We start from the raw sequence: 25,841 nt of genomic DNA, 5'->3' as shown, positions 1-25,841 counted from the left end.
TCCCGTCTTCCTTCTGAGCTTTTCCTGGAGTGCCATCGATGAGCGTGTTGCCCGATTCGCTGGCCGGCTGGATCGTCGTGGCCGTGCTGCTGTTCTGGTTTGTCGGCGCTTACAACCGGCTGGTGCGCCTGCGCGCGGCGGTGCTGCAGGCCTATGCCACGCTGGACGCCGCGCTGGCGCGCCAGCTCGACTTCGTGCAGACCAGCCTGAGCGCGCCGTCGGCCGCCGAGGAGTCGACCGATCCCGCGGCGGGCGCCTCTTCGCTGCAGGCCGCGACCACGCAGATGGCCACCCTGCTCGGCGCGACCCGGCAGCGCCCGCTCGAGGCCGGCAGCATGTCGGCGCTCGCGACCGCGCTGCAGGTGCTGCTGACCGCCTGGCAGCGCCGGCATCCGGATGCGGTGACCTCCTTCCATCCCGACGGCACGCTGTCGCGTCCCGCGGGCCAGGCTTCGACGGCGAACGCGCTGGTGCCCGTGACGGTCACCGGCGCGATCGCGGCCGAGCCGATGGCCTGGCCCGAACCCTCGGCCGCCGCCGAGATCGCGCGCACCCAGTTCAACCTCGCGGTCGCCAGCTACAACGCGGCGCTGGCCCAGTTCCCGGCGCTGCTGGTGGCATGGGCCGTGCGTCTGAGGCCCGCGGCGCCGCTGCACTGAACTTCGGCCGCCGATTTCGTTCATGACATTGCCTGGATGGCGGACATCCGGGCCCTTTAACATCGCCCGCATTGCCTGCTCTTCCTTCTGACCCCTCGCACGGCGGCGCTTCGCCGCTGCAACCCCCGCTCTGGCGCCAACTGCAATTGACCGCAGGGGCGCTGGCGTCGATCCGCGCCGGCACCTCGGGCTCGGTCGCCTTCGAGGCCGTCGAACCCGCGCTGCGCCCCGGCGTCCAGGCCCTGGGTTTCCAGGTGCTGCGCTGGCTGGGCCGCGCCGAAGCCCTGCGCCGCCACCTCGCCAAGCGCACGCCGCCGCCGCTGCCCGATGCGCTGCTGTGCACCGCGCTCGCGCTGGCCTGGGACGCGGGGCAGTCGCCCTACGAGCCCTTCACGCTGGTCGACCAGACCGTGGAGGCCGCCAAGCGCAACCCGGCCACGCGCGCGCAGGCCAGCTTCATCAATGCCTGCCTGCGGCGCTTCCTGCGCGAGCGCGACGAACTCGTGGCCGCCACCGATGCCGAACCGGTGGCGCACTGGAACCATCCGCGCTGGTGGATCGAGAAGCTCAAGCGCGACCATCCGCGCGACTGGCAGCGCGTGCTGCAGGCCGACAACGCCCAGGCGCCGATGACCTTGCGCGTGAATGTCCGCAAGACGGCCGCCGGCCCTTACCGCAACGAACTTGCGGCACTCGACATGCCGGCCACGCCGGTCGCGGCCAGCGGGCTGCAGCTCGCGCGCGCGCGGCCGGTGCAGCAGTTGCCCGGTTTCGCCGACGGCGCCTGCTCGGTGCAGGACGCCGCGGCCCAGCTCGCGGCGCCGCTGCTGCTCGACGGACTCGCGGCGCCGTCCGGCCGGCGGCTGCGCGTGCTCGACGCCTGCGCCGCGCCCGGCGGCAAGACCGCCCACCTGCTCGAACTCGCGGGCCCCGATGCGCTCGAACTGACCGCGCTCGAGGTCGACGCCGTGCGCAGCCGCCGCATCGACGAGACCCTGGCCCGTCTGGACCTGCAGGCCAAGGTGGTGGTGGCCGACGCGGGACGGCCCGCCGACTGGTGGGACGGCCAGCCTTTCGACGCCATCCTGCTCGATGCCCCGTGCACCGCCTCGGGCATCGTGCGCCGCCATCCGGACGTGCGCTGGCTGCGCCGCGAGAGCGATACCGCCCAGCTCGCCCTGCAGCAGGCCGCGCTGCTGGCGGCGCTCTGGCCCCTGGTCCGGCCCGGCGGACGGCTGCTTTACTGCACCTGTTCGGTGTTTCGGGAAGAGGGTTCGCAACAGATCGATGCGTTTCTTGCACACAACACCGACGCCCGATTGCGGCCATCGCCGGGGCATTTGCTGCCTCAAAGCGGGGCGAATGCCCGTGCCGTCCAGGACAATCCCCTGGGTGACCACGACGGCTTTTTCTACGCCCTGCTTGAAAAGCACCCGGGTTGAACCGCGCAAGCCCCGGTGGCTGGTGCTGCTGGCGCTGGTGGTCGTGCTGCTCGTCACGGTGCTGGCGCCGCCCGTGCTGGCCCAGACGCGCAATGCCGCCGCCGTCACCCAGATGCGGCTCGAGCAGTCCGACGATGCCGTCTACCTCAATGCCGCCGTGCAGTTCGAGCTGCCCGCGCTGGTCGAGGACGTGCTCGACAAGGGCATCGCGATCTACTTCGTGGCCGAGGCCGAGATGTTCCAGGAGCGCTGGTACTGGACCGACCGCAAGGTCGCGCAGGCCACGCGCCACATGCGGCTGGCCTACCAGCCGCTGACCCGCCGCTGGCGGCTCAACATCTCGCCGCTGCCGCTGTCGGGCTCGGCCAGCTTCAGCCTGTCGCTGAACCAGAACTTCGACAGCCTCGCCGATGCGCTCGAGGCCGTGCGGCGCGTGGGCCGGCTGCGCATGGGCGATCCGGCCGAGATCGGCGACGACCCGCTGCACCAGGTCACCTTCCGCTTCCGGCTCGACACCTCACAGCTGCCGCGGCCGTTCCAGATTGGCGTGGCCGGCCAGGCCGACTGGAACATCTCCGCCGAGCGCAGCGCGCGCCTGGCGGTGGAGAAGCAGCGGTGAGTTCCAAGCCGCGCAGCGGTGCCGCGGCCACGCCCGCCGCGCGCCGCTCGCGTGCGATGCGCTGGGCCGTGGGCGTCGGCGCCGCGCTGGTCACCGCCATCGGCCTGGTGCTGATGTTCCTGCTGGCCCAGGCCACCAACAACCGCGAGCTCTACGAGCGCTACTACGTGCGCCTGTTCGGCATCAACGTCGTGGTGGCGGTGGTGCTGGTGCTGGTGATCGGCTGGGTCGCGTTCCGGCTGCTGCGCCGGTTGCGGCAGGGCAAGTTCGGCAGCCGCCTCCTGATCAAGCTCGCCGCCATCTTCGCGCTGGTGGGCGTGGTGCCGGGCGCGCTGGTCTACGTCGTGTCCTACCAGTTCGTCGAGCGCTCGATCGAGAGCTGGTTCGACGTCAAGGTCGAGGGCGCGCTGAACTCGGGCCTGAACCTCGGGCGTGCCACGCTCGATGCGCTGTCCGACGACCTCGCGGCCAAGACGCGCGCGGCCGGCGGCCAGCTCGCGCAGGTCTCCGATGCCAGCGCGGGCCTCGCGCTCGAACGCATCCGCGACCAGCTCGAGGCCACCGACGTGGTGCTGTGGACCAATGCGGGTCAGCTCATCGCCACCGCGGGCGCGTCGCGCTTCCAGCTCAATCCCGAGCGGCCCACGCCGCAGCAGCTGCGCCAGGTGCGCGCCGACCGCGCGATCGCCCACATCGAGGGACTCGACGAGCCGCCGCCGGGCATCCTGCTGCCGCCGGCCACCGTGCGCGCGCTCGCGATGGTGCAGCGCCCGGGCTTCGACCTCGATGCCGCGCCGCGCTTCCTGCAGGTCACGCGGCCGCTGCCGCCCAACGTGGTGGCCAACGCGCTCGCGGTCGACAAGGCCAACCGCGAATACCAGGAGCGCGCGCTCGGGCGCGTGGGCCTGCGCCGCATGTACATCGGCACGCTCACGCTGAGCCTGTTCCTCGCGGTGTTCGGTGCCGTGCTGCTCGCGGTGCTGTTCGGCAACCAGCTCGCGCGGCCGCTGCTGGTGCTGGCCGATGGCGTGCGCCAGGTGGCCGCCGGCGACCTGCGGCCCACGGCCGTGTCGCAGGGCAAGGACGAACTCGGCGGCCTCACGCGCTCGTTCGCCGTCATGACGCAGCAACTGGCCGAGGCGCGCACCGCGGTCGAGAAGACCATGGGCCAGCTCGATGCCGCGCGCGCCAACCTGCAGACCATCCTCGACAACCTGACCTCGGGCGTGATCGTGCTCGATGCCGGCGGCACCGTGCTGTCGACCAACCCCGGCGCCACGCGCGTGCTGCGCGCGCCGCTCGCGGCCTACGAAGGCCAGCTGCTCACCGAGGTGCCGGGCCTGGCCGACTTCGGCGCCGCCGTGCAGCAGCAGTTCGAGGACTTCCTCGTCGAGCGCATGCAGCATGGCCTCGACCACTGGCAGCATGCCTTCGAGCTGCACGCCACCGGCACCGACCTGCCGCAGCAGGAAGGCGCCATCAACATCGTGGCGCGCGGTGCCGAGCTGCCGGGCGCCGCGCGGCTGCTGGTGTTCGACGACATCTCCGAGATCGTCTCGGCGCAGCGCGCGCAGGCCTGGGGCGAGGTCGCGCGGCGGCTCGCGCACGAGATCAAGAATCCGCTCACGCCGATCCAGCTCTCGGCCGAGCGGCTCGAGATGAAGCTCTCGGGCAAGGTCGCCGCGCCCGAGCAGGCGGTGCTGGTCAAGTCGGTGAAGACCATCGTCGACCAGGTCGATGCGATGAAGCGGCTGGTCAACGAATTCCGCGACTACGCGCGCCTGCCGGCCGCCGACCTCAAGCCCGTCGACCTCAATGCGCTGCTGGTGGACGTGCTCCATCTCTACAACGTCGAGACCATGCCGATCGCGCTGCGCTTCGAACCCGACGAGCGCTGCCGACCGATCCGCGGCGACGCGCAGCAGCTGCGCCAGGTCATCCACAACCTGCTGCAGAACGCGCAGGATGCCGCCGAGGCCGCGGCCGGTGCCACCGGACGGCGCGGCGAGGTCGTCATCCGCACGCGGCTCGGCGATTCGGGACAGCGCGTGCGGCTCACCGTGCAGGACAGCGGACCGGGCTTCGCCGAGAACATTCTCAAGCGCGCGTTCGAGCCCTACGTCACGACGAAAACAAAAGGTACAGGTTTGGGGCTCGCGGTCGTCAAGAAGATCGCCGACGAGCACGGCGCGCGCATCGAGCTGTCCAACCGCGTCGTCGACGGGGCTATAGCCGGGGCGCAAGTCTCGCTATCATTCGCGCTGGCAGGCGAGCCGCAGGCAGCGGCCGCTCACACCGAAGATTCGAAGTAAGTCTTCCGCCGCGCGGCGCGACCGAAAGAGGCCGTCGCACCAACACACCAGCGCATACAACAAGCAGCACTCATGGCAAACATTCTCGTGGTCGATGACGAGCTGGGCATCAGGGACCTGCTCTTCGAAATTCTCAATGACGAAGGCCACAACGTCGAACTCGCGGAGAACGCGGCCGAGGCACGTGCCGCGCGTCAGCGTGCGCGTCCCGATCTCGTGCTGCTCGACATCTGGATGCCCGACACCGATGGCGTGACCTTGCTCAAGGAGTGGTCCACCGCGGGCCTGCTCACGATGCCCGTCATCATGATGAGCGGCCACGCCACCATTGACACCGCCGTCGATGCCACGCGCATCGGTGCCTTCGCGTTTCTCGAAAAGCCCATCACCCTGCAGAAGCTGCTGAAGGCCGTCGAGCAGGGACTCGCGCGCGAGAGCGCACGCCGCGCCGCGGCCGGTGTCGTGCCCACGCCCACCGGCCATGGCCAGCCGAGCGCCATCACCACCACCGGCGACAGCCTGCTGATGGCGTCGCTCGCGTCGGTGCCCGTGCCCGACCAGGGCCCGCAGTCCACGCAGAGCTTCGATCTCGATCGTCCGCTGCGCGATGCGCGCGACGGTTTCGAGAAGGCCTACTTCGAGTTCCACCTCGCGATGGAGAACGGTTCGATGACCCGCGTGGCCGAAAAGACCGGCCTCGAGCGCACCCATCTGTATCGAAAGCTCAAACAACTTGGTGTGGATCTTTCGCGAGGCCGCAGAAGCGCTGTATAATCGCAGGCTCCACACCGCAGCACGGTGGTTGAACAGGCCTCAAAGCCGGTTCTCCCGGTGATTCGGTGAGGTGCCATACCAGGCCCGGTAGCTCAGTTGGTAGAGCAGCGGATTGAAAATCCGCGTGTCGGTGGTTCGATTCCGCCCCAGGCCACCAAATTGCAAGGCGCTGCAACTTTTCGAGTTGCAGCGCCTTTTGCTTTGGGCGTTGGTTCGAGCGCGCCAGCGGGAGCGGGCCGCTCAGCGATAGGCGACCAGCAGCAGCAGAATCAGCGTGATCCCCGCGGCGAGCATGCCGGCCTTGAGCAGCCTGCCGCCCAGCCCCTGGTGCGGAAGAAACTGCCGATCCGCGAGCGAGCGCAGGTCGAGGGCATCGGGGTCGAAGCGCGCCAGGCCAACGCGGCGCCGGGCCTCGGTCTCGAGCAGATGGGCCGTGCCCCTGGCGTGCAGCTCGCCCTCGAGCGCGCGTTTGCGCCAGACGCGTGCCAGCTCCTCGAGCTCGCGGTCGGACAGTCCCTCTACGTTTCGCATGCCTGGATTTTGCCTACGGAATTCGGTTGGCGTTGTCGCGCGCGCATTTGCGTCAAAAAGGCCGATGGAACGCGGGCCGAAAAAAAGCCCGCACGAGGCGGGCCGAATGGTCCGTACTCGCATGGGACCAGGGAGGAAGCCCACCCGAGGGAGGAGGAGAGGTGGGCGGATGGATTCTGGCGATCGATCTGGGAGACATCTTGTCGATGCGGGGCCGGTCGAACTTTCATGGGCGTGACCGATACTGCCGCGCCGCCCCATGAACCCGCAGCAGCAATCCGACCCAGGCCCTTCCGTCGATGAAGGCCACGACACCGCCCGCGCACGCGGCTCGGTGCTCGAGGTCTTTCTCGCCTTCCTCCAGCTAGGCCTCAGCTCCTTCGGCGGCCCGGTGGCCCACCTGGGCTACTTCCGCGCGGCCTTCGTCGAACGCCGCGGCTGGCTCGACGACAGGAGTTACTCGGACCTGGTGGCGCTGTGCCAGTTCCTGCCCGGCCCCGCGAGCAGCCAGGTGGGCATCGCGCTCGGGCTGGGGCGCGCTGGCTGGGGTGGGGCGATCGCGGCGTGGATCGGGTTCACGCTGCCATCGGCCGTGGCGCTCGTGCTGTTCGCGGCCGGCGTCACGCAGTGGTCCGCGCTCTCGCAGTCGGGCGCCGTGCATGGGCTGAAGGTGGTCGCGGTGGCCGTGGTCGCGCAGGCGGTCTGGGGCATGGGCAGGACCTTGTGTCCCGGTCGCTTGCGCGCGGGCGTCGCGATCGTCGCGGCGCTGCTGGTGCTCGCGGTGCCCTCGGCATGGGGGCAGATCGCAGCCATCGTCGCGGGTGGCGTGGTGGGCCGATGGGCGCTGCAGCTGGTTCCTCTGCCCGCGGCCCGGCATCGCGACTACGGCGTGGGCAAGACGACCGGCGCCGTGCTGCTCGGGTTGTTCGTCGTGCTGCTCGTGGCGCTGCCCTTCGTGGCCGCCGCATGGCACTCGCCAGGGCTTGCCGTCGTTGCCGACTTCTACCGGGCCGGTGCTCTCGTGTTCGGCGGCGGGCACGTCGTGCTCCCTCTGCTGCAGGCCGGGGTGGTGCCGAGCGGACTGGTGTCGAACGACGTCTTCCTCGCGGGCTACGGCGCCGCGCAGGCGGTGCCGGGGCCCTTGTTCACCTTCGCCGCGTTCCTGGGCGCTGTCATGCCCGCCCCCTTCGGCGGCTGGCTCGGCGGACTGGCCTTGTTGCTCGCGATCTTCCTGCCCGCGTTCCTGCTGGTGGCGGGTGCGCTGCCGTTCTGGGAGACGCTGCGCCAGCGCGAAGGTGTGCAGCGCGCGATGGCCGGCGTCAACGCGGCCGTGGTCGGCGTGCTGGTGGCCGCGCTCTACGACCCGGTGTGGACCAGCGCCATCCACACGCGCGCCGATTTCGGATTGGCGCTCGCGGCCTTCGGGCTGCTGGTCTGGGCGCGCATGTCGCCGGTGCTGGTGGTCGTGCTGGCGGCTGTCGCCGGCGGGTTGATGGCGCTCTGAATCAGGCGCCGACCAGCGTGAGCGTCGCTTCGTCGCGCACCCCGCCGTAGTAGCGCGCGAGCACCTCGCCGAAGATCGGCTCGTCGCGCGCGGCGACCTCGAACAGCGTCATGCACGAACACAGCTTCAGATCGTCGGGAGAGCCGAAGATCTGGTGCGCGCTCTTGCCCTGCACGTCGAGCACGAGCTGCGTGCACTGCCGCAACCGTTGCGAGAGCACCGGATGCGCCCAATAGGCCGCCGCCTCAGCTATGCCCTCGAGCCCGAAGAAGCGCGCCGTCGAGCTGCGTCCCAGCGCCGCGAGCTGCGGGAACACGAACCAGATCCAGTGGCTGCGCTTGCGCCCCGCGGCGAGCTCGGCGCAGACCTCGGCGTACACCGGGTCCTGCGCGCTCACGAAGCGTTCGAGGTCCCAGGGGGGCGATGTCATCTCGAGGTCCTTGGTGGATGCGGCGTGTGCATGCCCGCATCAGACGCAAGCCCGGCGCGCGCGTCAAGCCCGCGCGCCGGATGTCCCGTTCAGGACTTGATGAACGCGAGCAGGTCCGCGTTGAAACGGTCCTTGTGCGTGTCGGTCAGGCCGTGCGGCGCGCCGGGATAGACGATCAGCTTGTTGTTCTTCACGAGCTTGGCCGAGGCCAGGCCGGCGGCGCCGATCGGCACGATCTGGTCGTCGTCGCCGTGCACGATCAGCGTGGGCACGTCGAACTTCTTCAGGTCCTCGGTGAAGTCGGTTTCCGAGAAGGCCTTGATCGAGTCGTAGGTGTTCTTGTGGCCCCCTTGCATGCCCTGCGCCCACCACGAGTCGATCAGGCCCTGCGAGGGCTTGGCACCGGGCCGGTTGAAGCCGAAGAAGGGACCCGAGGGCACGTCCTTGTAGAACTGCGAACGGTTCGCGAGCTGCGCCGCGCGCAGGCCGTCGAACACCTCGATCGGCAGGCCACCGGGGTTGGCGGCCGTCTTGAGCATCAGCGGCGGCACGGCCGAGATCAGCGCGGCCTTGGCCACGCGCTTCGTGCCATGGCGGCCGATGTAGCGCGCCACTTCGCCGCCACCGGTCGAGAAGCCGACCAGCACCACGTTCTTCAGGTCCAGCGTCTCGATGACGGTGGCGAGGTCGTCGGCGTAGGTGTCCATGTCGTTGCCGTTCCACGGCTGGCTCGAGCGGCCATGGCCGCGGCGGTCGTGCGCCACGGTGCGGAAGCCCTGCGAGGCGAGGAACAGCATCTGCGATTCCCAGCTGTCGGAATTCAGCGGCCAGCCATGGCTGAAGACCACGGGCTGCCCGCTGCCCCAGTCCTTGAAGTAGAGCTGCGTGCCGTCCTGGGTGACGATGGTGTTGCCCGAGCTGCGCTGGCCCTTGGCCGCGCGCGCGGGCGCGGCCTCGGCGTTGCGCGCGAGGCCCGCGCCGACGAGGGCACCGGTCGCGAGCGTGGCGGCGCTGCCGGTCAGCAGGCTGCGGCGCGTGGTGGAAGAAGAGGTGGTCTGGTTCGAGGACATGGTGATTTCCTTTGGCTGGAGGGGTGGGAACGGGTGGACGGGAGAACTAGCGTATGAATGAATATCGCATGCGATATAAGTGCCTTGAAAAAAGGCAGCCGGCAACGACTGCCTCGCGAGGGAGTGGAGTGGTCATGCGTTCCTGTCGAGGCTGGCGCGCAGCGTCTGCAGTTGTTCGCGCAGGCCGTCGATCTCGTCGCCCGACAGCTCCATCGCCTGCGCGACGCAGGCCGGGATGGCCTTGGCCTTGGTGCGCAGCGCGCGCCCCTCGGCCGTGAGCGACACGATGACCTGGCGCTCGTCGAGTGCCGAGCGTGCGCGCACGATGAGCCCGCGGGCCTCGAGCCGCTTGAGCAGGGGCGTGAGCGTGGTGGTCTCGAGCGAGAGGCGGGTGCAGATCTCGGACACGTTGAGGCCGTCGCGCTCCCACAGCACCAGCATCACGAGGTACTGCAGGTAGGTGAGATCGAGATCGCGCAGCAGGCCGCGGTAGACCTTGTTGAGGCTCAACATGGTCGAGTAGACGGAGAAGCACAGCTGCTCGTCCAGCGTGAGTCGGTCGGCACTGGGGGCGACAGGCTGGGCGGAGGAAGCTTTCTTGGCTGGCATGGACCGAATATTAGATCGCATGCGATTCAATTGCAAGCGCTTTATTCGGCGAGGTGCGATGCGGTCCACGAACAGGCACGCCCGCCTGCGACGGCGCCGCGCGCCTTTCTCCTACGGCATCGCGCCGCTCGGCCGCTATCTTGAAGCTTCGCGGCGCAGGCCTTCGGCCTCCTTCGAGCCAGGCGGATCCTCGATCCGCCCGCCGGCGCCATTCCCCGATCCCAGCCTTTGCATCCATCATGAAGACTTCTCGCACCCTCTGGCCCCTGGGCCTCGCCGCCGCGCTCGCGCTCGGCGCCTGTTCCACCGGCACGCCCAAGGTCTCGGCCGTCGACAACCAGGCCGAGCCCACCGTGCTGCTCGTGCCGCTGCGCGTCGAGGACCCGGCGCATGGCTCCGGCTGCTGGGCCCAGTTCTATTCGAAGCGCGACTTCCAGGGCGACGTCGTGACCCTGGTCGGCCCCGCCACCCTGCAGAGCCTCGACAAGGGCACGGCGCGGCAACTGCAGCGCGACATCGACAGCGTGACCGTGGGCCCGCGCGCCACGCTCGAGGTCTACCAGCACGCCATGTTCCGCGACCGCACCGTGAGCTTCCCGGCCAACAGCCGAGAAGGCGGACTCGTCAGCCGGCTCGGCTTCGGCGGGCGCATCGAGGCGATGAAGCTCAACTGCAAGTAGTCGCCACGCGGCCTCAAAAAAAAAAGAGCCCGGCATGCCGGGCTCTTTCTCGTTCATGACGCCGCGATCAACGCGCCGCGCGCTCCGCGTTGCGCAGGTCGCGGATCTGGTCATGGTTGCGCTGCGCCCCGCGTGCCTGCGTCGCGACGATCTCGCGCACGCCGGCCGGCAGCATCTGCTTGAGCGCCTTGCGGTAGCGCGCCACGGCCGTGTCCTCGCCGCGCTCGCATTCCTCGAGGATCGACAGCTTGCTGTTGGCGCCGACCGCGCCCTTCACATGCACCCAGCCGCGGTGCATGGCGCCGCTGGCCGTGCCGCCCGCGGCCGGCTGGCCGCCATAGGACTCCACGACGCGCACCAACTGCGCCGCCGCATCGGCGCATTCGACGGCGCGCGCCGCGAACACGCGCTTGAGTTGCGCGTCATCGACCTCCTCGGCGCAGACACGGAAGCCGTATTCGCCGTCGCGGCTGGTTTCGAGCAGGTCGTTGATCACGTCGACCACGTCGTCGTTGGCCAGCGGGATCCCATCCACTGCGGGAATCGCGCTGTCCTCGTCGCTGTAGTAGAGACGGTCGGCCCGCTCCCACGCGGCCTGCGACGCGGGCCGGGCGCGCGTCCAGTCGAGCGTGGAAGCACCGCGGCGCGCTTCCCATTCGCGCGCGAGCGAGGGCTCGACGGACGCGAACTCGTCGTGGCCCGCGGCACGTCCGCTCCAGCCCAGTTCGTAGGCCGGTGCGTAGTCGTCGAAGCTGCGGCCGGCCTCGTAGTAAGGCTCGCGTTCGTAGGCCGAGGCCCAGTGCTCGCGTTCCACGCTCGGGTTCACGCGTTCGGCAACGGCCTTGCCGCCCATGCCGCCGAGCACGGCGCCCGCGATCAGGCCGGCCGCCGCGCCCGCGGGGCCGCCGACCGCGCCGACCGCCGCGCCCGCGAGCGCGCCGCCGGTGGCGCCGACGCCCGTGCCCACCGGGTGCGAGCCTGGCTCGCCGGTGATCGGGTCGCGGTGCAGGTTGTTGTTCGTGTCGAGCAGATGCTTTTCCTTGGCCATGTCTGACTCCTTTCGGTGAGTGAGGTGTGTGGATGAAGTAGGGAAAGAAACTTCATCCTGGGACCGTACCGGCCGCGCATCGTCGGTGCGCCGCCTGCATCGCTGTAGGCGGTGGCGCGCGCCGCTCAGACGCGTCCGGTCGCGCGCGACGTGGCCGCCGGCTGCGCCGCCGGCAAACCCATCGACCTGCTCTCGCAGAAGCTCAGGAACTCGTTGATCTCTTCGGACTTGTCGAACACCGCGTCGGCGCCGAGCTGCAGGCACTGCGCGCGGTTCGCGCGCGTGGCCGCGTTGGTCAGCGCGATCACCGTGCGGCCGTTCTTCATCGGCGCGAGCCACGACAGCACGCCCAGGCCGGTGCCCTGCTGCAGGAACAGGTCCACCACCGCGAGCCGCCAGGCATCGTCGTGCGCCTGCAGCCACGAGATCGCCTCGGTCTCGCTGTGGGCCGAGCCCACCACCTCGGCACCGAGGAAGCCGCCGAGCACCACGCGCAGGCTGTCCTGCACCAGCGGCTCGTCCTCCACCATGAAGATGGAGAGCGGGCCGCGCGGCGGGCGCGCGCGGCGGGTCGTGGCGGATGCGGTGGGCATGGCAAAGGGACGTGGAGCGGTGTGCTGGCACTGTGGGGCCACGCCGCCGCCCCACGAGGCGCCCTTCGTCGCGACAGCGCGTAGGACCGCGCCGCCGCGCGCGGCTCAGTCGCCCGGCGCGCCGCGCCACAGCGCGGCCCATGGCAGGCGTGCGAACAGCAGCGCGAGATCGACCTCGCGGCCCGATTCGAACGGCGCATCGGTCAGCAGTTCGGTGAAGCCGGCCCGCGCATCGGCCGTGCCTTCATCGGACAGCCATACCCGCGTGCCGCGCCAGGCCTCGCCCACCGGCAGCACCGGCGCAGCCTCGTCGGCCATGCCGCCGCACAGCCCCGCGAAGAAGCGCGCGGCCACCACCACCAGCGTGCGTCCCTCGTGGCGCCGCTCGAACGCGACCACGTGTCGCGCGAGCGGTCCTTCGACGCGCAGCCCGCGATAGTCGGCATCGCGGAAGAACGCATCCTGCGCGCGGCGCAGCGCCAGCAGCCGCCACGCGAACCAGAGCTTGGCGCGGCCGTCGTGCGGCGCGCGCGCGAACGCCTCCACGCTCTCGGCGGAGCGCGCGCCCGCCGCGCGCTGCTCGAAGTCCTCGAGCAGGTCTTCGCGGCACGCATAGTCCACGGCCCGCCGGTTGTCGGGGTCCACCAGCGTCAGCGGCATCAACTCGGTGCCCTGGTAGACGTCGGGCACGCCGGGCGAGGCGAACTTCAGCAGCGTCAGCGAGAGGCCGTTCCAGGCCCCGAACAGCGCGATGCGCGACGCGAAGGCCCGCAGGTCCGCCCACCATGCGGCCGGTTGCGCCGCATCGAGCGTCAGTTCCACGAAGCGCCGCAGCGCATCTTCGTAGCCCGCGTCGGGCCGGGTCCACGCGGTGCGCAGCTTGGCCTCGCGCGCGGCCTTGTGCATGTACTGCACGATGCGCTCGCTGTAGTCGGCCAGCGCCTCGGCTTCGAGTTCTTCGACGGGCAGCGTGCCGACCAGCGTCTGGCACAGCAGGTAGAGGTCGGCGCCCGAGGGCGCGTCGGCCGGCGCGCCCTCGGCGGCCATGCGCTCGCGCAGCGGCTGCTGCAGCCGGCGCCAGCGCATCAGCGCGGCGCGCCATTCGCGCGGGATCTCCGACAGCACGTCGATGCGCGTGCGCACGTCCTCCGAGCGCTTGTTGTCGTGCGTCGAGGTCGCGAGCATGGTGTGCGGCCAGCGCGCGGCGCGGTCGGCGCTCGCCGCGTGGAAGTCCTCCACGTCGACGCCGAACACGTCGGGATCGCCGCCCACCTCGTTGAGCGCGGCGAGCGGAAAGTAGCGGTAGAAGGCCGTGTCCTCCACGCCCTTGGCCGCCACCGGCGCGCTGAACTGCTGGAAGCGCACCGCGAAGCGCCGCACCCGGTCGCGCAGCGCGGGGCCGGCCGTGGGCACGGCCTCGCCGCTCAGGGTCTGGCGCAGGAACGCGTAGACCGAGGTGTCGCCGTCGCCGAAGTGCCGCTCGGCCGCGGCCACCGCCACGTCGATGAAGCGACGGTCCTGCGCCGAGGGCACGTCGACGATGTAGCTGCGGTAGACCGGCAGGCAGGCCACCACCGCCGCGAGCGCGCGGCGCAGCGTGTTGAGCGTGTGGTCGCGCGTGTCGCGGTCGGCGCGCGCGATGCGCAGCAGCGCGTTCGACAGCACCGAGAGCTCCGAGGCCAGCGCATGGCGCATCACGGCCGCCTTGCCGTCGCGCACATGGGCCTCGAAATGCGCGGGCGATCCGGTGAAGCGATGCCACAGCACCGCGAAGCGCCCGGCGGCGGCGGTGTCGATCAGCACGCCGTTGGCCACGTTCGCGAAGCGGTAGCCGGTAGTGCCGTGCACGTGCCAGTCCTCGGGCACCTCCTCGCCGCGCGCCACGATCTTCTCGGCCACCACGTACAGCGGCCGCGCCGGGCGGCCCTGTGCATCGTCGCCGGCCAGCGGCAGGCCGGCGCGGCGCGCATAGCCTTCCTGCAGTTGGCGGAAGTAGCGCGCCGGATCGTGCAGGCCGTCGGGGTGGTCGATGCGCAGCCCGTCGACGATGCCCTGCGCCGCGAGGTCCAGCGCCAGCGATTGCGTGGCCTCGAACACCTCGTCGCGCTCCATGCGCAGCGCCGCGAGGTCGTTGATGTCGAAGAAGCGCCGGTAGTTGATCTCGTCGGCCGCCACGCGCCAGTAGGTCAGGCGCCAGTGCTGGGCCTCGATCAGCGCATGCAGCGCATCGCGCGCGCCGCCGTCGTTGAAGGCTGCCGTGGCCTGCGCCAGCGCCTGCGCCACCTCGGCATGCGCATCGGCGAGCTCGCCCAGTCGCGCCTTCAGCAGCGCATGCTCGCGCGAGCGCGCCTCGCGCACGGCCGAATCGGCCGCGGGCGCGTCGTCGGCGCTGGCGTCGTGCACTGGCCATTGCGCCCAGGCCTCGGCCAGCGCCAGCAGCCGCGCGCGCGGTCCTTCCGCGAGCCGTTCGGCGGCGCGCGCCAGCACCGTGGCATGGCTGCGCGGCGCGATCGGGAAACGATGCTCGTAGTAGCGCAGCGCGAAACCGGCCTCGCCGCGCGCCGTGCCCTCGCCGCGCTCGAAGTGCAGCACCAGCGCGCCGTTCGAGAGCGCCTCGCCATAGGGCACGCCGAGCACCGGCAGCAGCACCTTGCCGCGCAGCTCGGGGTTCAGCGGCTCCCAGTCGATGTCGAAGTGCTGCGCGTAGACCGAGGCCGGTCCGTGCTCGAGCACGTCCATCCACCAGCCGTTGTCGGCGCCGAACACGCCCATGTGGTTGGGCACCATGTCGAGCAGCAGCCCCAGGCCCTGCGCATGCAAGGTGCGCGTGAAGCGTTCGAAGCCCTCGGCGCCGCCGAGCTCGGGATTGATCTGGTCGTGCGCGACCACGTCGTAGCCGTGCATGCTGCCGGCGCGCGCGCGCTGGATCGGCGAGCAGTAGACATGGCTGATGCCCAGCCGCGCGAGGTAGGGCACGATCGCCGCCGCGGCATCGAAGCCGAAGTCGCGGTGCAGCTGCAGCCGGTAGGTGGCGCGCGGAATGCGCGCCGCGGGCACGTGCTGCCCGGTGTCCTGCGCGGGGCTCGCGCGTGGCCGTTCGGCGGCCAGCCGCGCCGCCACCGCGCGCACCGTCTCGCGCGTGGCCAGGGTCTCGAGCTCGGCCTCGAGCTTGCGCCGCCAGTTGGGTTGCAGCTCGTCGGTGGTGCCCGGCAGGTTCGCCTGGTCGAGCGTGCCGAGCAGGTCCTCGGGCTGCACCATCGCGAGCGTGCAGGGCGTGGCGCCGATGTAGGCATGCACGGCGGCCGTCAGCGCGGCATCGGGCTGCGTGGCCGTGGCGGCCGCGGCCATCTGCTCGGCCGACAGCAGGCCCTGCCGGTGCAGCGCGCGCAGCAGGCCCACGCGCTGCGCCGCGCGGTCGGCCTGCTGTTTTTCGAACAGCTCCGGCGAGGGGAACAGCCCGAGCTGCGCGCGCAGCCGCAGGTCGTGGCCCGACCACCAGCCGGCCAGGGTCGCGAGGTCGTGCGTGCCGAAGGTCGCGAGCGCCGCGCCCGGGTAATCGGCGGGCGGCAGGAATTCGCTGCCGCGCGTCTCGAAGACGAGCACGCGATACGACAGCACGTCGGCCCGGGCCAGCGCCTCGCGCACGCGCGGCGCCACCGTGCCCAGGTCCTCGCCGATCACCATGCAGCGGTGGCGGTGGCTCTCGAGCGTGAGGATCGCGAGCATCTCCTCGAGCGGGTACTGCACATAGGCGCCATCGCGCGGCGAGCTGCCCTCGGGAATCCAGAACAGCCGCATCAGTCCCATCACATGGTCGATGCGCAGCGCGCCGCCATGGCGCATGTTGGCGCGCAGCGTGTCGGCGAACAGCCGGTAGCCGCTCGTGCGCAGCCGGTCGGCGCGCAGCGGCGGCAGGCCCCAGCCCTGGCCCTGGGGGTTGAACTCGTCGGGCGGCGCGCCCACGCTCGCGCCGAGCGCGAACACCGACTGGCCACCCCAGGCATCCGAGCCCGCGCGGTCGACCGAGATCGCGAGGTCGAGGTACAAGCCGACGCGCATGCCGAGTGCGCGGCAGCGCGCCCCGGCCTCCGCGAGCTGCATCGAGGCCAGCCATTGCAGGTACTGGTGGAAGTGCAGCTCGCTCGCATGCGTGCGCTCGAACTGCGCCACCGCCTCCGAGGCCGGATCGCGGTAGGCCTCGGGCCAGCCGGTCCAGCCATGCACCGAGGCGTCGGCGGCATGGAAATGCGCCTGCAGTGCTTCGAACAGCGCATGGCGGTGCAGCGCCTCGCCGCGGTCGGCCACGAAGGAGCGGAAGATGCGCGCGCGGTCGCTGCCGGGCTCGGTGTCCGGGCCCAGGTGCGCGCGTTCGAAGTGCGCGAACAGGCAGCGCAGCACCTCGTGCTTGGCCTGCGCCACGCCCGCGCGGTCGACCAGCGGCGCGGCGCGCAGCGCCTTCAGCCGGGTCTGGAACGCGGGCTCGGCGACCATGCGCCGCGCCTCCTCGCATTCGGCGAAGTCGGGCACGGCCTCCACCGCGATGTAGAGCGCGTCGATCTGTTGCCGCGTCGACGGGCTGTAGGGGCTCGCATGCAGCGGGTTGTGGGCGAACAGCGCATGCAGCGGGTTGAGGCCGATCGCATCCACGCCCAGCGGCGCCATGCGCGCGGCCAGTTCCGAGAGATCGCCGAAGTCGCCGATGCCCCAGTTGCGCCGCGAGCGCAGCGCGGGCAGCTGCACCGCGAGGCCCCAGGCGCGGCCGCCGCCCTCGGGCGCGAGCGAGGGCGGGCGGTAGCAGCGCCCCGGTGTCGCGATCAGCAGCGTCTCGCCCTCGGCGCCCTCGATCGACAGGCGGTGGTAGCCGGGTTGCAGTTCGACGTCAAAGCTCAGCGTGCCATCGGCCTCGATCCGCGCATCGCCCGTGCTGGGCTCGCCGTATTCGTCGCGCAGGTGCCAGAGGTGACGGCCATCGGCCGAGGGCGGCAGGACGGCAGGATCGAGCGTCAGCGACCACGGCGCCTGCTCGGCGCGCACCACGTGCACCGCGGGCAGCACGGCACCGGCCTCGGGCGGCACCGCGGCCGGCGTGTCGTCGTCCTCGTTGTGCCAGGCCACGCCGAAGGCCGACAACAGCGCGCGCAGGGTGGCGCGCGGCGCCTGGTGCTCGTGGCCGAAGACGTCGTGGTAGCGGGTGTCGATGCCGAAGCGCGCGCACAGCGCCTCGATCGTGGGGGGCTCGCGGGATTCACTCGACATCGGACACCTGCAGGCTCAGATGCACCGCGCCGCGCGCGAGGCGCAGCCGTTGCGGATGTTCGTCGGGTGCGCTCGCGGCATCCACCGCCTCGCCGAGCGCGCCGACCGAATGCAGCGTCTCGCCCGGTGGCGCGTCGACCGCATGTTGATGCTCGCCGAAGCAGGCCAGCAGGTGCAGCACCGCGCCGTCCGACAGCGTCCAGCGCACGCGCAGCAGGTCGTCCTCGACGTCGTAGTCGCCGCCGTGCTGGCGGCCGCCGAAGTGCGGCACCAGCCGCTCGCGGCGCAGCTGCAGCAGCTGCCGCACGCCCTCGAGGTTCTCGCGGTGCGGCGAGCGCTCGCGCTCGCTCCAGTCGAGCTTGGCGAGCGCGAAGCTCTCGGGCGCGTTGCAGTCGGGGATCGCCGCGCGCGCGGCCTCGTCGGCGAAGGCGGCGAAGCGGCCGAACTCGTCGCGCCGGCCCTGCGACACCGCGGCCGCGAGCTCGGGCCCGAAGTCGCAGAAGTAGGGGAAGGGCGTGGCGGCCGCGTACTCCTCGCCCATGAACAGCATCGGCGTGTGCGGCGACAGCAGCAGGCAGGCGCGCGCGGCGCGCACCAGCACCGGGTCGGCCAGCGCATCGATGCGTTCGCCGAAGGCGCGGTTGCCGACCTGGTCGTGCGTCTGCAGGTAGGACACGAAGGCGCCCGAGGGCAGGTTGGCGCTCGGCTCGCCGCGCGTCTCGCCCTCGCGGAACACCGAGGCCTGGCCCTGGTAGACGAAGCCCTCGGCCAGCGCGCGCGCGAACAGCTCGAGCGGTTGCTGCGCATAGTCGGCGTAGTAGCCGTCGCGCTCGCCGGTCAGCAGCACGTGGGCCGCATGGTGCAGGTCGTCGTTCCATTGCGCGGTGGCGATGCGCGGACGGCCTTCCTTGTCGCGCTCGAGCAGGTGCGCGAGGTTGCGGTCCTCCTCGAGCACCACGTGCACCTCGCGCGTGCGGCCCGGGCCTTCGCGCAGCGCAGCGCAGATGGCCTGCACGATGCCCACCGGCGAGTCGTCGCGGATCGCGTGCACCGCGTCCATGCGCAGGCCGTCGGCATGGAACTCCTCGACCCAGTAGAGCGCGTTGTGGATGAAGAAGTCGCGCACGGTCGCGCTGCCGGGCCCGTCGTAGTTGATCGCGGCGCCCCAGGGCGTGCGGTGCGCGTCGTTGAAGAACTGCGGGCAGCAGGCATGCAGGTAGTTGCCTTCGGGCCCGAAGTGGTTGTAGACCACGTCGACCAGCACCATCATGCCGAGCGCGTGGGCCTCGTCGATCAGCGCCTTGAGCGCCTCGGGCCGGCCGTAGATGGCATCGGGTGCGAAGGGCAGCACGCCGTCGTAGCCCCAGCCGCGCCGGCCCGGGAAGTCCGCCAGCGGCATCAGCTCGATGGCCGTGATGCCGAGCGCCGCGAGTTCGGGCAGCCGCGCGCGCGTGGCGTCGAAGGTGCCCTCGGGCGTGAAGCTGCCCACGTGCAGTTCGTAGATCACGGCCTCAGACCAGGGCCGGCCGCGCCAGCCGCCGTCGCGCCAGGCGTAGGCGGTGGGGTCGATCACCTCGCTCGGGCCGTGCACGTCGTCGGGGTTGAAGCGCGAGGCCGGGTCGGGCACCTGCAGCCCGTCGGGCATGCGGAAGCGGTAGCGGTCGCCGGCGCGCGCCTGCGCGAGCCGCAGCCGGTGCCAGCCTTCGGCATCGCGCGCCATGGCATGCGCCTCGGTGCCGAGCTCGAGCTGCACCTGCGGCGCATCGGGCGCCCAGAAGCGGAAGTCGACGCCACCGGCGGGATTCGGCAAGGCGCCGAAGGGCATCGCGTGTATGCGCGGCTGCGTGAAGATGGCATCGTTCATTCGAAAGCTCCCGTGTTCTCTCGGCCCAGCAGCACCAGCGAGCGGCTCGGCAGCGCATAGGTGGCGCCATCCAGCTTTCCAGCCTCGCCGCCGCCATCGTCCTTCGTGGTGTCGAGCAGCACGCGCCAGGGCACCGCGCTCGGTGGCAGCTGGAACGGGATCGCGTCGTGGTGCGCGTTGAGCAGCAGCAGGAAGTCGTCGTCGCGCAGCGTCTCGCCGCGTGGCCCGCGGTCGGGCAGGGCGCTGCCCGAGACCAGCGCCGCGAGGCAGCGCACGTGGTCGGTGTTCCAGTCCTCGGAGCTCATCTCGTCGCCGTCGGGGCGCAGCCAGCAGATGTCCTTGGCCGACTGCCCCTCGGGCACGCGGCCCTCGAAGAAGCTGCGGCGGCGGAACGCCGGATGCCGGCGCCGCAGCGCGATGGCGCGTTGCACGAAGCGCGTGAGCGCGGTGCGCTCGGGCGTGTCGCTCCAGTCGATCCAGCTCCGCGCGTTGTCCTGGCAGTAGGCGTTGTTGTTGCCGTTCTGGCTGTGGCCGCGTTCGTCGCCCGCCAGCAGCATCGGCACGCCCTGCGACAGCAGCAGGGTGGCCAGCAGGTTGCGCTTCTGCCGCGCGCGCAGGGCGTTCACCTCGGCATCGTCGGTCGGGCCCTCGGCGCCGCAGTTCCACGATACGTTGTGGTTGCTGCCGTCGCGGTTGTCCTCGCCGTTGGCCTCGTTGTGCTTGTCGTTGTAGGAGACCAGGTCTTCGAGGTTGAAGCCGTCGTGCGCGGTCACGAAGTTGATGCTCGCGAACGGCCGCTTGCCCGACCAGCCGTAGAGGTCCTGCGAGCCCGTGAGGCGCTGCGCCATCTCGCCGGTGACGCCCGCGTCGCCCTTCCAGAAGCCGCGCATGCCGTCGCGGTAGCGGTCGTTCCACTCGGCCCAGCCGAGCGGGAAGTTGCCGACCTGGTAGCCGCCGTGGCCCAGGTCCCAGGGCTCGGCGATCAGCTTCACGCGGCTCAAGGTCGGGTCCTGGCGGATCGCGTCGAAGAAGCCGCCGAGGTTCTCGACCCGGCCCGACTCGCGCGCCAGCGCCGAGGCCAGGTCGAAGCGGAAGCCGTCGACATGCATCTCCTCGACCCAGTAGCGCAGCGAGTCCATCACCAGCTGCAGCGCGCGCGGATGCTCGAGGTTGACGGTGTTGCCGCAGCCCGTGAAGTCGTCGTAGTAGCGGCGCTGGTCGCCGTTGAGGATGTAGTAGGAGGCGTTGTCCACGCCGCGCATCGACAGCGTGGGCCCGAGCTGGTTGCCCTCGCAGCTGTGGTTGTAGACCACGTCGAGGATCACCTCGATGCCGGCCGAGTGCAGCGTCTTCACCAGGGTCTTGAATTCCTTGACCTTGCCCGAGGCGCTGTAGCGCATCTCGGGCGCGAAGTAGGTCAGCGTGTTGTAGCCCCAGTAGTTCTGCAGGCCGCGCTCGGCCAGGTGGCGGTCGTTGAGGAAGCCGTGCACCGGCAGCAGCTCGACCGTGGTCACGCCCAGGCGCCGCAGGTGGTCGATCACCGGCGCGCAGCCCAGGCCCGCGTAGGTGCCGCGCAGCTGCGGCGGCACCTCGGGATGCTGCATCGTGAAGCCGCGCACGTGCAGCTCGTAGATCACCATGTCCTGCCAGGGGATCGACGGCCGGCGGTCCTCGCCCCAGGTGAAGGCGGTCTCGAGCACGCGGCTCTTGGGCATCAGCGGCGCGCTGTCGCGGCGGTCGAAGGACAGGTCCTCGCGCCGGCCGCCCACGGTGTAGCCGTAGAGCGCGTCGCCCCAGCGCAGCGAACCCACGAGGTCCTTCGCATAGGGGTCGACCAGCAGCTTGTTCGGGTTGAAGCGGTGGCCCTCCTCGGGCTTGTAGGGGCCGTGCACGCGGTAGCCGTAGGCCAGGCCGGGGCGCGCCTCGGGCAGGTAGCAGTGCCACACGTCGTCGGTGCGGTCGCGCAGCTCGATGCGCTGCAGCTCGCGCCGGCCGCTCTCGTCGAACAGGCACAGCTCGACCTTGTGCGCATGCTGCGTGAACAGCGCGAAGTTCACGCCCTGGCCGTCCCAGGTCGCGCCGCGCGGGTAGGGCTCGCCGGGCCAGACGGCGGAGATGGGGCTGTAGGTGGCCTTCTTCATGAATGGGTCAATGCGAGGAATCGGTCGGGGTCGGGAAACACGAAAAAGGTCGAAGTGCCGATGGCCGCGTTCAGCGCGGTGGCGGCCAGCGCTCGCCGCTGTCGTACGGGCCCGGCGCGTGGTCGCTGCGCGGTGCCACGGGCTGGCGCACGGCGGGTGCCGGGGCGCTTTCGGTGCCGGTGGCGGCAGGCGTTGTCGGTGTGACGGGTGTGACCGGCGTGGTCGGCGTCACCGGCGTGCGCGCCGGCACGCCAGAACCGCGCGGGCGTTCGCGCGGCCACCAGTGCTCGATGCGCTCGGCGGCCCAGTCCTTGCCCGCGAGGCCGAAGGCCAGTGCAAGAGCAAGAACGATGCCGGCGAGCATCACGAGGAAGGTCTCGCGCACGATGTCGCCGCCCACCTTCACCTGGTCGAGCGCGATCAGCACCACGAACACCATCACCGCATACTGCGCGGCCTTGCCCAGCAGCTGGCCGTCCTGCATGCCGGCATTGCGGCAGTAGGTCTGCACGGCGCCGCCGACGAAGCGCGCGAAGTAGGCGCCGAAGGCCAGCACCAGCAGCGCGATGAAGATGTTGGGCACGAACCAGACCGCGCGCCCCAGCAGGTCGGCGATGTAGCTCAGCCCCAGCCCGTTGAAGGCGATCAGCAGCGCGGCCAGGATCACGAGCCAGTAGAACAGCACGCCGATGATGGCCGAGGTGTCGCTCGTGAGCCCGCCCTGGCGCCAGAAGTTGTCCAGCCCCGAGCGCTCGGTCAGCACGTTGAAGTTGAACGCGCGCAGCGCCTTGATGACCGCGAAGCGCACCACCTTGGCGATCAGCCAGCCCGCGAACACGACCACCAGCGCGACCAGCAGCCGCGGCAGGTAGGCGCCGATCTGGTAGAGGATCGCGCGCAGGGGTTCCAGGTGGAAACCGAAGTTGTCCATGATGAGTTCCTCCTTCTGTGGACCGTCGCGTCAGCGCGCGGTGGAATGGTTCGGCGCAACGAGGGCGAGCAGGCCGTGCAGCGGCACCTCGACCCAGTCGTTGCGGTTGTTGAGCTCGTAGCGCAGCTCGTAGAGCGCCTTCTCGATCTCGAACAGGCGCAGCAGCCCGGCATCGGCCGGCACCGCCTCGGCCGCGCCGGCCAGCGTGCCGGTGTAGGCCGAGAGGAAGGCGTCGCGCGTCACGCGCTCCCAGTCGCGCACCGCGGCATCGAGGCGCGCCGCCTCCTCGGCGTTCTGCGCCACGCGCCGCAGCGCGGTCCAGCGCGCGTAGTTGAACGAGCGCAGCATGCCCGCCACGTCGCGCAGCGGCGAGGCCTTGGCGCGGCGCTCCTCGAAGTCGCGCGCGGGCTCGCCTTCGAAGTCGATGATCACGAAGTCGTTGCCGCTCACCAGCACCTGGCCCAGGTGGTAGTCGCCGTGGTAGCGGGTCTTGAGGCCGCCGCCCTGCGCGGGCACGCTGGCGGCCACCGCCGCGTGCAGCGCCTCGCGCAGGCCCAGCAGCTGCTGCGCCTGCTCGCGCACCGGGTCGCTCAACTGGCCCAGCCGCTGCTGCAGCAGCGCCAGCGTGGTGTCGACCTCGGCCTGCGCATGCGTCTGCAGCGCCGTGGCATCGGCCGCGCTCGTGGGCTCGGGATCGAAGGCCGGGTCGCCGGTGCGGCGCGCCAGCGCGAGGTGCAGCTCGGCGGTGCGCTGGCCCAGCGTCGCGGCCAGCGCCACGAAGCCGCCGTGCGCATCGGCCGGCGCCAGCGCGTCGGCCGGCGCGGTGCGCAGTTCCTCGAGGTAGCGCTCGACGTAGTCGCGCGTGAAGGTCCAGCCGTCGCCCTGGTTCGCCATGTACGACTGCACCATCGCGAGCGCCATCACCCGGCCGTCGTTGCCCACGTACTCGAGCGCGCCGAGCACCGGCACGCAGTTGGCGTACTGCACCACGTCGGTCAGGAAGCGGCCCATCTCGAGCTCGGGGTTGATGCCCCAGCGCACCCGGCGGTAGCCCTTGAGGAACAGCGTGTCGTTGAGCGTCACCACCGTGTTGCTGCTCTGCGCGCTCGGCCGGCCCACCGGCAGTGCATCGATGTCCAGCCCGAGCTTCGCGAACGCCGCCGTGGGACGGAAGTGCAGCCGGCCCGCGGCCGTCGGCAGCTCCAGTCCCTGCGCGATGGTGCGCACCAGCGCGCGGCAGAAGGGCTCGTCGTAGAAGGCGTCGCCCATCAGTCCCACCTGGGCCTGCTGGCGCACCTTCGCGAGACCGGCCTGCGCCAGCCGGTTCATGCGCTCCTCCTCGCGCTCCTCCCAGGCCAGGGTCAGCGGCATGAAGTAGGTGGCGCTCTCGCGCGGGCCCTCGAGGTCGAACAGCGGCAGCAGGTAGCGGTCGGTGCCGTCCTCCCACACCGCGTGGTCGGCCAGCCGCGCGCGCTCGATGGTCTCGCCCTTGGAGGCATACCAGCGCTGGATCTCGATGTGGCGCGGCAGCGTGTCGGTCTCGAACTGCGTGCGCATGCGCTCGGCCATGCCGATGCGCCACGGCATCACGCGCTCGCGGAAGAAGCTGTCCCAGCCGTCGAACAGCACCAGCGTCGGCTGCTCCTGCAGCGCCACGCCCTCCTGGTGCCACACCGGCATCTCGGCATCGAGCGTGAGCTTGAACCAGTAGAAGCCGTACGAGGCCAGCGTGAGCAGGTAGGGCAGCTCGCCGATCGGCGGGAACGGCGCGCGCCCGAGCATCTCCACCGGCACGCGGCCCTTGAAGGCCGCGAGGTCGAGCTCGACCGGCTGCGCCGCGCGCGACAGGTTGAACACCGTCAGGATGATGTCGTCGTCGTACTCGCTGACGTAGGCCAGGATCTTGCGGTTGCCGGGCTTGAGGAAGCGGCGCCGGCCGCGCCCGAAGGCATGGCTGGTCTTGCGCACCGCGAGCATGCGGCGGGTCCAGTTCAGCAGCGAGCTCGCGTCGCGCGCCTGCGCCTCCACGTTGAGCGCCTCGTAGCCGAACATGGCGTCCATGATCGGCTGCAGGTACAGGCGCTGCGGATCGGCGCGCGAGAAGCCGGCGTTGCGGTCGGGGCTCCACTGCATCGGCGTGCGCACGCCGTTGCGGTCGCCCACGAACACGTTGTCGCCCATGCCGATCTCGTCGCCGTAGTAGATGATCGGCGAGCCCGGCATCGACAGCAGCATGCCGTTCATGAGCTTCACGCGGTCGAGGTCGTTCTCCATCAGCGGCGCCAGCCGCCGGCGGATGCCGAGGTTGATGCGCGCGCGCTGGTCGGCCGCGTACATGTTGTACATGTAGTCGCGCTCCTTGCTGGTCACCATCTCGAGCGTGAGCTCGTCGTGGTTGCGCAGGAAGATCGCCCACTGGCAGCCCTCGGGGATGTCGGGCGTCTGCTGCAGGATCTCGACCACCGGGTGCCGGTCCTCCTGCGCGATCGCCATGTACATGCGCGGCATCAGCGGGAAGTGGTAGGCCATGTGGCACTCGTCGCCGTCGCCGAAGTACTCGCGCACGTCCTCGGGCCACATGTTGGCCTCGGCCAGCAGGAAGCGGTTCCTGTACTCGGCGTCGATCGCCGCGCGCAGCTTCTTGATCACCGCGTGCGTCTCGGGCAGGTTCTCGTTGCTGGTGCCGTCGCGCTCCACCAGGTAGGGGATGGCGTCGAGCCGGAAGCCGTCCACGCCCATGTCGAGCCAGAAACGCATGACCTTGAGCACCGCCTCGAGCACCGCCGGGTTGTCGAAGTTCAGGTCGGGCTGGTGGCTGAAGAAGCGGTGCCAGTAATAGGCCTTGGCCACCGGGTCCCACGACCAGTTCGAGGTCTCGGTGTCGGTGAAGATGATCCGCGTGCCCTGGTAGAGCTGGTCGGTGTCGCTCCAGACGTAGAAGTCGCGCTCGGGCGAGCCCGGCGGCGCCTTGCGCGCGGCCTGGAACCACGGGTGCTCGCTCGAGGTGTGGTTGATCACCAGCTCGGTGATCACGCGCAGCCCGCGCTTGTGCGCCTCGTCGAGCATCTCGCGGAAATCGTCGAGCGTGCCGAACTGCGGGTTCACGTCCTCGTAGGCCGAGATGTCGTAGCCGTCGTCGCGCAGCGGCGAGGGATAGAAGGGCATCAGCCAGATCGTGTTGACGCCCAGCTCCTTCACGTAGTCGAGCTTCGCGGTCACGCCCTTGAAGTCGCCGACGCCGTCGTTGTTGGTGTCGAAGAAGGCCTTGACGTTGAGCTGGTAGATCACCGCATCGCGGTACCACAGCGGATCGTCGCTGTTGTCGATCTCGACGGTTTCCAGCGCGATGCGCGAGACGGGTGCATTCATCGCTCTCTC

Annotated in this window: 18 protein-coding genes and 1 tRNA gene; 8 read left to right on the top strand and 11 right to left on the bottom strand. The window is 70.7% G+C overall.

Features of this window, described 5'->3' with window-relative positions; translation table 11 throughout:
* The first annotated feature begins 38 nt into the window (after positions 1 to 38).
* From AC07PU_RS36370 to AC07PU_RS36345, 6 genes are all read left to right on the top strand, one after another.
* A complete protein-coding gene (locus tag AC07PU_RS36370; protein ID WP_495322927.1) occupies positions 39 to 659 on the top strand; it encodes a LemA family protein in 621 nt (206 codons plus the stop codon).
* A 116-nt stretch (positions 660 to 775) separates the two neighbouring features.
* Entirely contained in the window at positions 776 to 2,101 is a 1,326-nt protein-coding gene (gene rsmB / locus AC07PU_RS36365) for a 16S rRNA (cytosine(967)-C(5))-methyltransferase RsmB (RefSeq protein ID WP_495322947.1), read from the top strand.
* A complete protein-coding gene (locus AC07PU_RS36360; protein WP_093353741.1) occupies positions 2,082 to 2,720 on the top strand; it encodes a DUF4390 domain-containing protein in 639 nt (212 codons plus the stop codon). Before rsmB ends, AC07PU_RS36360 begins: the two co-directional genes overlap by 20 nt.
* Positions 2,717 to 5,032 (top strand): sensor histidine kinase, encoded by a 2,316-nt coding sequence (locus tag AC07PU_RS36355; RefSeq protein WP_093353743.1) that lies wholly within the window; start codon positions 2,717 to 2,719, stop codon positions 5,030 to 5,032. The genes AC07PU_RS36360 and AC07PU_RS36355 overlap by 4 nt, the downstream gene beginning before the upstream one ends.
* A gap of 72 nt (positions 5,033 to 5,104) precedes the next feature.
* Entirely contained in the window at positions 5,105 to 5,806 is a 702-nt protein-coding gene (locus tag AC07PU_RS36350) for a response regulator (RefSeq protein ID WP_057596622.1), read from the top strand.
* 81 nt (positions 5,807 to 5,887) lie between these two features.
* Positions 5,888 to 5,963: transfer RNA gene (locus AC07PU_RS36345), tRNA-Phe, on the top strand.
* Positions 5,964 to 6,046: 83 nt separating this feature from the next.
* Here AC07PU_RS36345 and AC07PU_RS36340 read toward each other — a convergent pair.
* Entirely contained in the window at positions 6,047 to 6,337 is a 291-nt protein-coding gene (locus tag AC07PU_RS36340) for a hypothetical protein (RefSeq protein ID WP_296801540.1), read from the bottom strand.
* Positions 6,338 to 6,596: 259 nt separating this feature from the next.
* Between AC07PU_RS36340 and chrA the strand changes: the two genes are divergently transcribed.
* Positions 6,597 to 7,841 carry a chromate efflux transporter gene (chrA, locus tag AC07PU_RS36335; RefSeq protein WP_495322926.1) on the top strand — a complete coding sequence of 415 codons (1,245 nt, stop codon included), beginning with the start codon at positions 6,597 to 6,599 and terminating at the stop codon, positions 7,839 to 7,841.
* Between the two features lies 1 nt (position 7,842).
* Here the strand turns inward: chrA and AC07PU_RS36330 are convergent, their stop codons facing one another.
* The 3 genes from AC07PU_RS36330 to AC07PU_RS36320 form a co-directional block, all read right to left on the bottom strand.
* Entirely contained in the window at positions 7,843 to 8,271 is a 429-nt protein-coding gene (locus tag AC07PU_RS36330) for a DUF1810 domain-containing protein (RefSeq protein WP_495322925.1), read from the bottom strand.
* Between the two features lie 89 nt (positions 8,272 to 8,360).
* On the bottom strand, positions 8,361 to 9,341 hold the full coding sequence (locus tag AC07PU_RS36325) for an alpha/beta fold hydrolase (RefSeq protein ID WP_495322924.1): 981 nt from the start codon (positions 9,339 to 9,341) through the stop codon (positions 8,361 to 8,363).
* Positions 9,342 to 9,473: 132 nt separating this feature from the next.
* Positions 9,474 to 9,950 carry a MarR family winged helix-turn-helix transcriptional regulator gene (locus tag AC07PU_RS36320; protein ID WP_398495767.1) on the bottom strand — a complete coding sequence of 159 codons (477 nt, stop codon included), beginning with the start codon at positions 9,948 to 9,950 and terminating at the stop codon, positions 9,474 to 9,476.
* A 239-nt stretch (positions 9,951 to 10,189) separates the two neighbouring features.
* Between AC07PU_RS36320 and AC07PU_RS36315 the strand changes: the two genes are divergently transcribed.
* Positions 10,190 to 10,630 (top strand): beta/gamma crystallin domain-containing protein, encoded by a 441-nt coding sequence (locus AC07PU_RS36315; RefSeq protein ID WP_398495765.1) that lies wholly within the window; start codon positions 10,190 to 10,192, stop codon positions 10,628 to 10,630.
* A 67-nt stretch (positions 10,631 to 10,697) separates the two neighbouring features.
* On the opposite strand, the gene AC07PU_RS36310 is transcribed toward AC07PU_RS36315, so the two are convergent.
* From AC07PU_RS36310 to treS, 7 genes are all read right to left on the bottom strand, one after another.
* A complete protein-coding gene (locus AC07PU_RS36310) occupies positions 10,698 to 11,678 on the bottom strand; it encodes a ferritin-like domain-containing protein (protein WP_296788899.1) in 981 nt (326 codons plus the stop codon).
* Positions 11,679 to 11,803: 125 nt separating this feature from the next.
* Complete coding sequence (locus AC07PU_RS36305) at positions 11,804 to 12,271, bottom strand: response regulator (protein ID WP_495322923.1); 468 nt, start codon at positions 12,269 to 12,271, stop codon at positions 11,804 to 11,806.
* A gap of 105 nt (positions 12,272 to 12,376) precedes the next feature.
* Complete coding sequence (locus AC07PU_RS36300) at positions 12,377 to 17,527, bottom strand: malto-oligosyltrehalose synthase (protein WP_495322922.1); 5,151 nt, start codon at positions 17,525 to 17,527, stop codon at positions 12,377 to 12,379.
* On the bottom strand, positions 17,517 to 19,391 hold the full coding sequence (gene treZ, locus AC07PU_RS36295) for a malto-oligosyltrehalose trehalohydrolase (protein ID WP_495322921.1): 1,875 nt from the start codon (positions 19,389 to 19,391) through the stop codon (positions 17,517 to 17,519). The genes AC07PU_RS36300 and treZ overlap by 11 nt, the downstream gene beginning before the upstream one ends.
* Positions 19,388 to 21,532, bottom strand: a complete 2,145-nt coding sequence (glgX, locus tag AC07PU_RS36290; protein WP_495322920.1) for a glycogen debranching protein GlgX — start codon at positions 21,530 to 21,532, stop codon at positions 19,388 to 19,390. The genes treZ and glgX overlap by 4 nt, the downstream gene beginning before the upstream one ends.
* A gap of 70 nt (positions 21,533 to 21,602) precedes the next feature.
* The gene (locus AC07PU_RS36285; RefSeq protein ID WP_093353767.1) at positions 21,603 to 22,463 is read right to left on the bottom strand and encodes a mechanosensitive ion channel family protein; all 861 of its coding nucleotides are present in this window, start codon (positions 22,461 to 22,463) and stop codon (positions 21,603 to 21,605) included.
* A gap of 30 nt (positions 22,464 to 22,493) precedes the next feature.
* Positions 22,494 to 25,832 carry a maltose alpha-D-glucosyltransferase gene (gene treS / locus AC07PU_RS36280; protein ID WP_495322919.1) on the bottom strand — a complete coding sequence of 1,113 codons (3,339 nt, stop codon included), beginning with the start codon at positions 25,830 to 25,832 and terminating at the stop codon, positions 22,494 to 22,496.
* Positions 25,833 to 25,841 lie beyond the last annotated feature (9 nt).

It is taken from the genome of Variovorax sp. GW821-FHT10D07 (genome assembly GCF_059415325.1).
This window is presented reverse-complemented; position numbering and strand designations above follow the sequence as displayed.

What these genes read in the sequence shown, in the direction of transcription:
- treS (WP_495322919.1), bottom strand. Translation starts at nt 25,832, where the DNA reads ATGAATGCACCCGTCTCGCGCATCGCGCTGGAAACCGTCGAGATCGAC.
- AC07PU_RS36350 (WP_057596622.1), top strand. Translation starts at nt 5,105, where the DNA reads ATGGCAAACATTCTCGTGGTCGATGACGAGCTGGGCATCAGGGACCTG.
- AC07PU_RS36340 (WP_296801540.1), bottom strand. Translation starts at nt 6,337, where the DNA reads ATGCGAAACGTAGAGGGACTGTCCGACCGCGAGCTCGAGGAGCTGGCA.
- AC07PU_RS36325 (WP_495322924.1), bottom strand. Translation starts at nt 9,341, where the DNA reads ATGTCCTCGAACCAGACCACCTCTTCTTCCACCACGCGCCGCAGCCTG.
- glgX (WP_495322920.1), bottom strand. Translation starts at nt 21,532, where the DNA reads ATGAAGAAGGCCACCTACAGCCCCATCTCCGCCGTCTGGCCCGGCGAG.
- AC07PU_RS36370 (WP_495322927.1), top strand. Translation starts at nt 39, where the DNA reads ATGAGCGTGTTGCCCGATTCGCTGGCCGGCTGGATCGTCGTGGCCGTG.
- chrA (WP_495322926.1), top strand. Translation starts at nt 6,597, where the DNA reads ATGAACCCGCAGCAGCAATCCGACCCAGGCCCTTCCGTCGATGAAGGC.
- AC07PU_RS36305 (WP_495322923.1), bottom strand. Translation starts at nt 12,271, where the DNA reads ATGCCCACCGCATCCGCCACGACCCGCCGCGCGCGCCCGCCGCGCGGC.
- AC07PU_RS36330 (WP_495322925.1), bottom strand. Translation starts at nt 8,271, where the DNA reads ATGACATCGCCCCCCTGGGACCTCGAACGCTTCGTGAGCGCGCAGGAC.
- AC07PU_RS36300 (WP_495322922.1), bottom strand. Translation starts at nt 17,527, where the DNA reads ATGTCGAGTGAATCCCGCGAGCCCCCCACGATCGAGGCGCTGTGCGCG.
- AC07PU_RS36285 (WP_093353767.1), bottom strand. Translation starts at nt 22,463, where the DNA reads ATGGACAACTTCGGTTTCCACCTGGAACCCCTGCGCGCGATCCTCTAC.
- AC07PU_RS36320 (WP_398495767.1), bottom strand. Translation starts at nt 9,950, where the DNA reads ATGCCAGCCAAGAAAGCTTCCTCCGCCCAGCCTGTCGCCCCCAGTGCC.
- treZ (WP_495322921.1), bottom strand. Translation starts at nt 19,391, where the DNA reads ATGAACGATGCCATCTTCACGCAGCCGCGCATACACGCGATGCCCTTC.
- AC07PU_RS36310 (WP_296788899.1), bottom strand. Translation starts at nt 11,678, where the DNA reads ATGGCCAAGGAAAAGCATCTGCTCGACACGAACAACAACCTGCACCGC.
- AC07PU_RS36315 (WP_398495765.1), top strand. Translation starts at nt 10,190, where the DNA reads ATGAAGACTTCTCGCACCCTCTGGCCCCTGGGCCTCGCCGCCGCGCTC.